5 protein-coding genes and 2 pseudogenes are annotated in these 6,745 nt (G+C 74.2%); 3 read left to right on the forward strand and 4 right to left on the reverse strand.

The window, feature by feature from the left end; genetic code table 11:
* Window positions 1–49: 49 nt before the first annotated feature.
* Window positions 50–529: pseudogene (locus ABZ719_RS27305) on the forward strand (aminoglycoside phosphotransferase family protein); the annotation flags it as partial.
* Window positions 530–618: 89 nt separating this feature from the next.
* On the opposite strand, the pseudogene ABZ719_RS27310 reads toward ABZ719_RS27305, so the two are convergent.
* Both ABZ719_RS27310 and ABZ719_RS27315 read right to left on the reverse strand, forming a co-directional pair.
* Window positions 619–1,818, reverse strand: a pseudogene (locus ABZ719_RS27310) (MFS transporter); the annotation flags it as partial.
* Window positions 1,815–2,321 carry a MarR family transcriptional regulator gene (locus ABZ719_RS27315; RefSeq protein ID WP_366727812.1) on the reverse strand — a complete coding sequence of 169 codons (507 nt, stop codon included), beginning with the start codon at window positions 2,319–2,321 and terminating at the stop codon, window positions 1,815–1,817. The pseudogene ABZ719_RS27310 and the gene ABZ719_RS27315, both read right to left, overlap by 4 nt.
* A gap of 256 nt (window positions 2,322–2,577) precedes the next feature.
* On the opposite strand from ABZ719_RS27315, the gene uppS reads away from it, so the two are divergent.
* Both uppS and ABZ719_RS27325 read left to right on the forward strand, forming a co-directional pair.
* Window positions 2,578–3,306, forward strand: coding sequence for a polyprenyl diphosphate synthase (gene uppS / locus ABZ719_RS27320; protein ID WP_366727813.1), 729 nt, complete (start codon window positions 2,578–2,580; stop codon window positions 3,304–3,306).
* Between the two features lie 98 nt (window positions 3,307–3,404).
* Entirely contained in the window at window positions 3,405–4,814 is a 1,410-nt protein-coding gene (locus ABZ719_RS27325; RefSeq protein ID WP_366727819.1) for an oxygenase MpaB family protein, read from the forward strand.
* A 115-nt stretch (window positions 4,815–4,929) separates the two neighbouring features.
* On the opposite strand, the gene ABZ719_RS27330 is transcribed toward ABZ719_RS27325, so the two are convergent.
* A complete protein-coding gene (locus tag ABZ719_RS27330) occupies window positions 4,930–5,289 on the reverse strand; it encodes a DUF6355 family natural product biosynthesis protein (protein ID WP_366727814.1) in 360 nt (119 codons plus the stop codon).
* Between the two features lie 169 nt (window positions 5,290–5,458).
* The gene (locus tag ABZ719_RS27335) at window positions 5,459–6,475 is read right to left on the reverse strand and encodes a bile acid:sodium symporter family protein (protein WP_366727815.1); all 1,017 of its coding nucleotides are present in this window, start codon (window positions 6,473–6,475) and stop codon (window positions 5,459–5,461) included.
* Between the last annotated feature and the right edge of the window lie 270 nt (window positions 6,476–6,745).

A 6,745-nucleotide genomic window follows, 5' to 3' on the forward strand; every position in this document is an offset into this window, starting at 1 on the left:
CGGTTGCCGGACTCCGGCACCGTGGGCGGGCCGGTAGGGTGCCTGGACGATCCGGATTCCGGAGGCGTTGGCGCGGGGCACCGTCGGCCGCGAGGGCCCGTGCGGGGCGGCCTGGAACGCCGAACTGCTCGCGATCGTGGACGGGTTGCTGCGGCGCTGGGACTGCGAGCCGGACGGCCCGGTCCTGCACGGCGGAGTCGGGGTGGTCGTCCCGGTGCGGCGGCCCGACGGCCGGCCCGCCGTGCTCAAGGTGTCGTTTCCGCATCCCGGCAACGTCCATGAACCGGACGCGTTCACCGCCTGGGGCGGCCGCGGTGCGGTCCTGCTGCACGCGCGGGACGACCAGCGCTTCGCGATGCTCCTGGAACGGGCCGGTCCGTCCTCCCTGGCGGAACAGGCGGACGGCGACGAACTGGTGAGCGTCGCGGGCCGGCTCAGCCGCCGGCTCGCCGTCCCGGCCCCGCCGGGCCTGCCGCGCCTGCGCGAACACGCCGGCCGGTGGGAGGAGGAACTGCGCGCTGTCGCGCGGTCCGCCAGGGTCGGCGGTCAGTTCGTGGGGTGCGTGGCCGGCCGGGTGCCGGGGGCCGCGGGGCCGCCCGCGGCGGTGGGCGTCGGCGCCACGGGCTCGCTGTCCCCCGTGTGCTCCTCGGCCCGGCGCAGCAGACCGTGTCCGGTGGCCAGGACGGGGATGGCGAGCAGGAAGGTGGCGGCGCCGAGGTAGAAGGGGACGCCGAGGTCGGTGGCGTCGGCCAGCTTGCCCGCGACGAAGGGGGCCAGTCCGCCGCCGATGAAGCGCAGGAAGCCGTAGGCGGAGGAGGCCACCGGACGCTCGACCGGGGAGACCAGCATGACCGCCTGAGTGGTGAGGGTGTTGTTGATGCCGATGAACGCGCCGCTGGCGATGACGGCGACGATGACCACGGCGGGGGTGCCGACACCGGCGGCGATGACGGCCATCACGATGCCGAGGCCGAGCAGGTTGGCGTACAGGACCGGTGCGGTGCCGAAGCGGGCCTGCAGCCGCGGGGCGAAGAAGACGCTGAAGGCGGCCACCAGCAGCCCCCAGCCGGTGAAGACCAGCCCGAGCCGGTGGGCGCTCAGCTCCATCGGGTAGGGGGCGTAGCCGAGCATGGTGAAGAAGCCCCAGTTGTACAGCAGGGCCATGATGCCCATGGTCAGCAGACCGCGGTGGCGCAGGGCCTTGAGCGGGGCGAGGGGGGAGGCGGGCCGCTCGGGCCTGGGCAGCGAGGGCACGAAGGCGAGCGTCGCGACCAGGGCGACGGTCATGAGGACGGCGACGCCGAAGAAGGGGCCGCGCCAGCTGACGGCGCCCAGCTCGCCGCCGAGCAGCGGCCCGACGGCGATGCCGAGGCCGAGCGCGGTCTCGTAGAGGATGATCGCGCCGCCGAAGCCGCCGCTGGCGGAGGCGACGATCACGGCCAGCGAGGTGGCGATGAACAGCGCGTTGCCCAGGCCCCAGCCCGCCCGGAAGCCGACGATGCCGTCGATGGAGCCGGTGCAGCCGGCCAGCGCGGCGAAGACGACGATGACGGCCAGGCCGATGACCAGGGTGCGCTTGGCGCCGAAGCGGCCGGCGAACCAGCCGACGAACAGCATCGCGACCGCGGTGACGATCAGGTAGCTGCTGAACAGCAGGGAGACCTGGCTCGGGGAGGCGTGCAGGCTCTCGGCCAGGGCGGGCAGGATCGGGTCCACCAGACCGATCCCCATGAACGAGATGACGCAGGCGAACGCCACGGCCCAGACGGCCTTCGGCTGGCGGAAGGGGCTGGCTGTCTTTCCGTGCGGCGCGCTCATTTCCGTATCTCTCCGCTCGTGTCCGTGCCGGCGTTCGGGTGGTTCTCGGCGACCGCCCGCGCCAGGGCGGGCAGGGCGATCCGTACGGCGTGCCGCTCCGTCTCGGTCAGTTCCTCGACGAGCCGCCCCAAAGCACGGGCGCGCTCGGCCCGCCGCTGCCTGAACACCTCCAGGCCGGTGTCGGTGGCCTCCACCAGGACGCCCCGCCCGTCGGTGCGGTCGGCGGTGCGCCGGACCAGGCCCGCGCGCTCCATGCGGGTGACGAGCTGGGTCATGTTGGGCTGGGAGACGTTCTCGGCGCGGGCCAGTTCGGTCGGCCGCTGCGGTCCCTCGCGGCCGAGCCGGCCGAGCGCGGAGGAGGCCGCGGTGCTCAGACCGCCGGCCGTGGCGCTCCGGCGCACGTACCGGACCATCTGCTCCAGGGCGATGTTCAGGTCCTCGGCGGAGGCCTGCGGGGAGGAGGAGTCCGGGCCCCGGGAAGAAGCCATGAGGCGCTCATGCATAAGTGCATTATGCATCTGTGTGTACGCTCCAGCAATAACCCCCGTCCGGGAGTGGGCCGTTGAGATGAGGGGCGTGTGCCGCGGAGGTGCGCGCGGGCACGCACTACCCAGGCCACCCCCCGTACGGGTGAATGCCGGCGGAGTCCGGCGTGTCCGTGACGGCCGTCGGCCACCCTGCTGCCTGTCGGACCGGGGGCCGGCGGGGACCGGCCGCGCCCCGCGACAGGGGGAGAGCGGGGCGGGGGAGGGGGCGCGCATGACGACGAGGGACGTGCCGCGTCACGTCGCCTGTGTGATGGACGGCAACGGCCGGTGGGCGGCGCGCAGGTCGCTGCCCCGCACGTCGGGACACCGCGCGGCCGAGACGACGGTGATCGAGGTCATCGAGGCGGCCCGGTCGGCCGGGGTGGAGTGGCTGAGCCTGTACGCCTTCTCCACGGAGAACTGGCGGCGCCCGGACACCGAGGTCGACTTCCTCATGCACCTGGTACGGCACGTCGTGCGCAAGCACGCGCCGCTGCTGCTCGCGCGCGGGATCCGCTGCCGGTTCCTCGGCGTCACCGACTCCAGGATCCCGCCGTCCCTGGTCCGCGACTTCGACGACCTGACGACCCTGACCGGCGCCAACCGGGGCATGACGCTGACCGTGGCGTTCGACCACGGCGGGCGCGGCGACATCGTCGAGGCGGCCCGGTCGCTCATCCGCAGCGGGATGGCGCCCGAGGACGTGGACGAGCGGGAGTTCGCCGCGCACCTGCCCTTCCCCGACACCCCGGACGTCGATCTCGTCATCCGCACCTCCGGCGAGCAGCGCATCTCCAACTTCATGCTCTGGCAGGTCGCCTACGCCGAGTGGATCTTCCCGCAGGTGCTCTGGCCGGACTTCCGCGCGACGCACTTCCTGGAATGCCTGCGCAGCTACCGCCGGCGCGAGCGCCGCTTCGGCGGCATCACCCCGAACGCGAACGGAGAACCCCACCCGTGACCGATGCCACCCCCCGCCCCCCGAGCGGCCCCGGCCCCAGGCCCCCCGCCGGCCAGGACGGCCCCCCGCGGCGGGGCCAGGACGCCGACGAGGCACCGCTGTTCGGTCCCGGATCGCAGTTCCAGCAGTTCTTCGACGACCCGCGCTGGGCCCTGGCCATGATCCGGGCGACCGTGCTGGAGGCGGCCCACCCGCAGATCGGCGCGGCTCTCATCGACAACTCCGTCTTCGTCGCCCACCCCTGGCGGCGGCTGTGGAACACCTTCCGCAGCCTGCAGCGCATGTTCGGCGCCGACGAGCAGGTACGGGAACGGGAGGCGGCCCGGCTGAACCGGATGCACGCGCGGCTCAGCGGCACCGACGCCCGCGACCGGCCCTACGACGCCATGGACCCCGAGGTGCGCGCCTGGGTGGTGGCGACCCTGTTCGAGAGCACCGTCACCATGTGCCGGCTCAGCGGCCAGCCGCTGGAACAGACCGCCATGGAGCGCCTGTACGCCGAGTACCAGGGCTTCCTCGCGGCCCTCGGCGACGAGGCGGGCCGGCTGCCGCCCACGCTGCACGGGTTCTGGCAGTACTACGACCGGGTGGTGGAGGAGGAGTTGGAGAACACCGAGGCGCTGCGCATCATCCTGTACAAGCTCTTCGACCACCTGCCCGCACCGCCGCTCCTGGACGGTCTGCCCACCGTGTGGGCGGCCGGCCGGGCCCTCGCCGGGCCGGTCATCGGCACCATCACCGTGGCCTCGCTGCCGGAGGCGTTCCGCCGCCGGGCGGGCCTGCCCGAGGTCCCGGGCGCTCAGACCCTCACCCAGGGCGCCTACCTGGCCATCGGTCTGGCACGCTTCCTTCCCGAGGGCTGGCGCCGGGCGGACGGGCTGGCGGAACTGCTCGCCCTGACCCCGGACAGCGACGACCCCCGGGCCCGGACGGTCGCCGCGGTGCGCGACGGGGTCAAGCGGGCCGGAGCCCTGATCAGGCTGATCACGCCGGTCCCCGCGCAGCCCGGGCCGCCCGCGCCCGCCGGCCCGCCGCGCGGTGCCGAGGAGTTCTTCGACGCCGTACTCGACCAGACGGGCGACGGCTACCTCGACTGGCCCGATCTCGCAGCCATGGCCCGCGAGCTGGCCGGCCGCCTGGACCTGGACGAACCACAGGAGACCAGGCTCTACGACGCCTACGCCGCATGGTGGCGGGAACTGCAGTCCGCTCTCGACACCGACGGCGACGGGCGCGTCAGCAGGCAGGAGTACGCCGCCGCCGTGCCCGCCCTCGCCGGGCCCGCGCTCATCAGGGTCGCCGAGGTGCTCTTCGACGCCACCGACACCGACGGCGATCAGAGCATCGACGCGGACGAGTACCGGGTGCTGTTCCGCACCGCCTTCCGGCGCGAGATGCTCGACGGCGCGGCGGCGTACTCGCGCGGCGCGTTCGTGCAGGACTTCCTGTCCTTCATGACGGGCCGCAGGCGCTCGCGCGCCTACGACTCCCTGCTGGCCGACTCCTGAAGGGAAGGGAAGAACGGCGGCGGGGGTGGCCCCCTTTCTGAGCGAGGCGCCGGGCTTCTCCCGCCGCCGCCCGCCGCGCGCACGAGGCGCGGCCGGCGGGGCGGCGAACGGCGGGTCAGGGGCCGGTGTCGCCGGGGTGGGAGCACAGCCCGCCCCGGTAGGTGCTGTCGTACCAGGCGCCCGTCGCGTCGGCGTCCAGGTTGGTGCGGCCGGGACCGACGCACCGGTGGTACTTCCCCCGGAACAGGCGCGTGACCTGGATCCACACGTCGGTGTCCGTGGCGCAGTGCTCGTAGTAGGCGTGCTCGCCCTGGGCCGCCTCGTTCCAGCCGCAGTTCTGCAGCCGGTGGCCGGCCGCCTGGGCCGGGGCGGTGACCGAGCAGGCGAGCAGACAGGCGGCCGCCTGGACGGCCAGGCCGAGCATCCGGGACCGGCGGCGCGGCCTGGCCAGGGGGGAGGGTTCACGTGACGTCAACGGAGGTCCTCTCGGCAGCGCGGCCGGCCGGACCGGTCCCGTGACCCTCGCCCGCTCGCGCGGGCGCCCGGGCCGCCGGCTGCTGCTCTGTTCGGGTGTCGGCCGGTCCAACGACCGGATCCGGACACCGTCACGTGGTGTTCCGGCGGCGCGCGGGGCGCCGGGAGCGTCACATGCCGGCGGCGCGCGCCTGCTGGGGCTCCCCGGCCGGGCGCCGTGCCATCCACGCGGCGACGAGCGCGCCGGAGATGTTGTGCCACACCGAGAAGACGGCGGCGGGCAGCGCGGCGAGCGGGCTGAAGTGGGCGGTGGCGAGCGAGGCGGCGAGGCCGGAGTTCTGCATGCCGACCTCGAAGGCCATCGCACGGCTGGCGGGACGGCCGAGCCGGGTGAGCCGGCCGCAGCCGTAGCCGAGGGCCAGTCCGCAGCCGTTGTGGAGCACGACCGCGAGGAAGACGGTGAGGGCGGCGGACTTCAGGGCGTCCGCGCTGCCCGCCACGACCACGGCGACGATCGCGGCGATGGCGAGCGAGGAGAGCCACGGCATCGCGCCGAGCACCCGCACGATGTACCGCCCGGCGACCAGGCGGACGACGACCCCGCCGACGACGGGCAGCAGGACGGTCTTGAGGATGTCCGTCACCATCGACCCGGCGTCGACGGGCAGGTACTGCCCGGCCAGCAGGAGGGTCAGCGGAGGGGTCAGCAGCGGCGCGAGGACGGTCGAGACGGTGGCCACCGAGACCGACAGGGCCACGTCGCCCCGGGCGAGGTAGGTGACCACGTTGGAGGCCGTGCCGCTGGGGGCGCAGCCCACGAGGATGACGCCTGCCGCGAGGGCGGGCGAGAGGTGCAGCACGTGCGCGATGAGCCAGCCCAGCCCCGGCATGATCACGTAGTGGGCCACCAGGCCGAGCAGGACCACCCACGGCCGGCGCGTCACGCCCTTGAAGTCCTCCAGGGACATGGTGAGCCCCATGCAGAACATGATCACGCCGAGCAGGTAGGGCACGTCGGTGCCGTATCCGGCGAAGCTGCCGGGGAAGACGAGACCGGCGACGCCCGCGGCGATGACGAGGACCGGGAAGACGGTGACGGCCCGGCGGGCGGCGCGGTCCGCTGTGCCGTCACCGTCCGCGCCCGGGGTGGTGCCGGTGACGGCGGTCGGGGTTTCTGAGCTGCGCATAAGTTGCATGTAAATACCATGTATCGGTATGTGGCAACGCTGTCTCACCATGCGGACGCCGGAGGCGGACGACGGGCGGTCCGGTGTCCGGCGGAGGGTCCGGTGCCCGTGCGGCGCTCTGTGGCGGGTGGCGCACCTGCGGGCGGGGGGCGCGGACCGGTGTCCGCGCCACCCGCCGTCGGCGGGGGGCGGGCCGGGGCGGGCGCGGCGGGGGCGCCGCGGGCGACCAGACGGGATGCGGGGGGGCCGGCAGGCCCCCGGTCGCGGCGG

Source organism: Streptomyces sp. NPDC006743 (assembly GCF_040703815.1).
GTDB lineage: Bacteria > Actinomycetota > Actinomycetes > Streptomycetales > Streptomycetaceae > Streptomyces.

Excerpts from the sequence above, each read along its gene's own strand:
- ABZ719_RS27315 (WP_366727812.1), bottom strand. The coding sequence starts at position 2,321 with ATGCATGAGCGCCTCATGGCTTCTTCCCGGGGCCCGGACTCCTCCTCC.
- uppS (WP_366727813.1), top strand. The coding sequence starts at position 2,578 with ATGACGACGAGGGACGTGCCGCGTCACGTCGCCTGTGTGATGGACGGC.
- ABZ719_RS27335 (WP_366727815.1), bottom strand. The coding sequence starts at position 6,475 with ATGCGCAGCTCAGAAACCCCGACCGCCGTCACCGGCACCACCCCGGGC.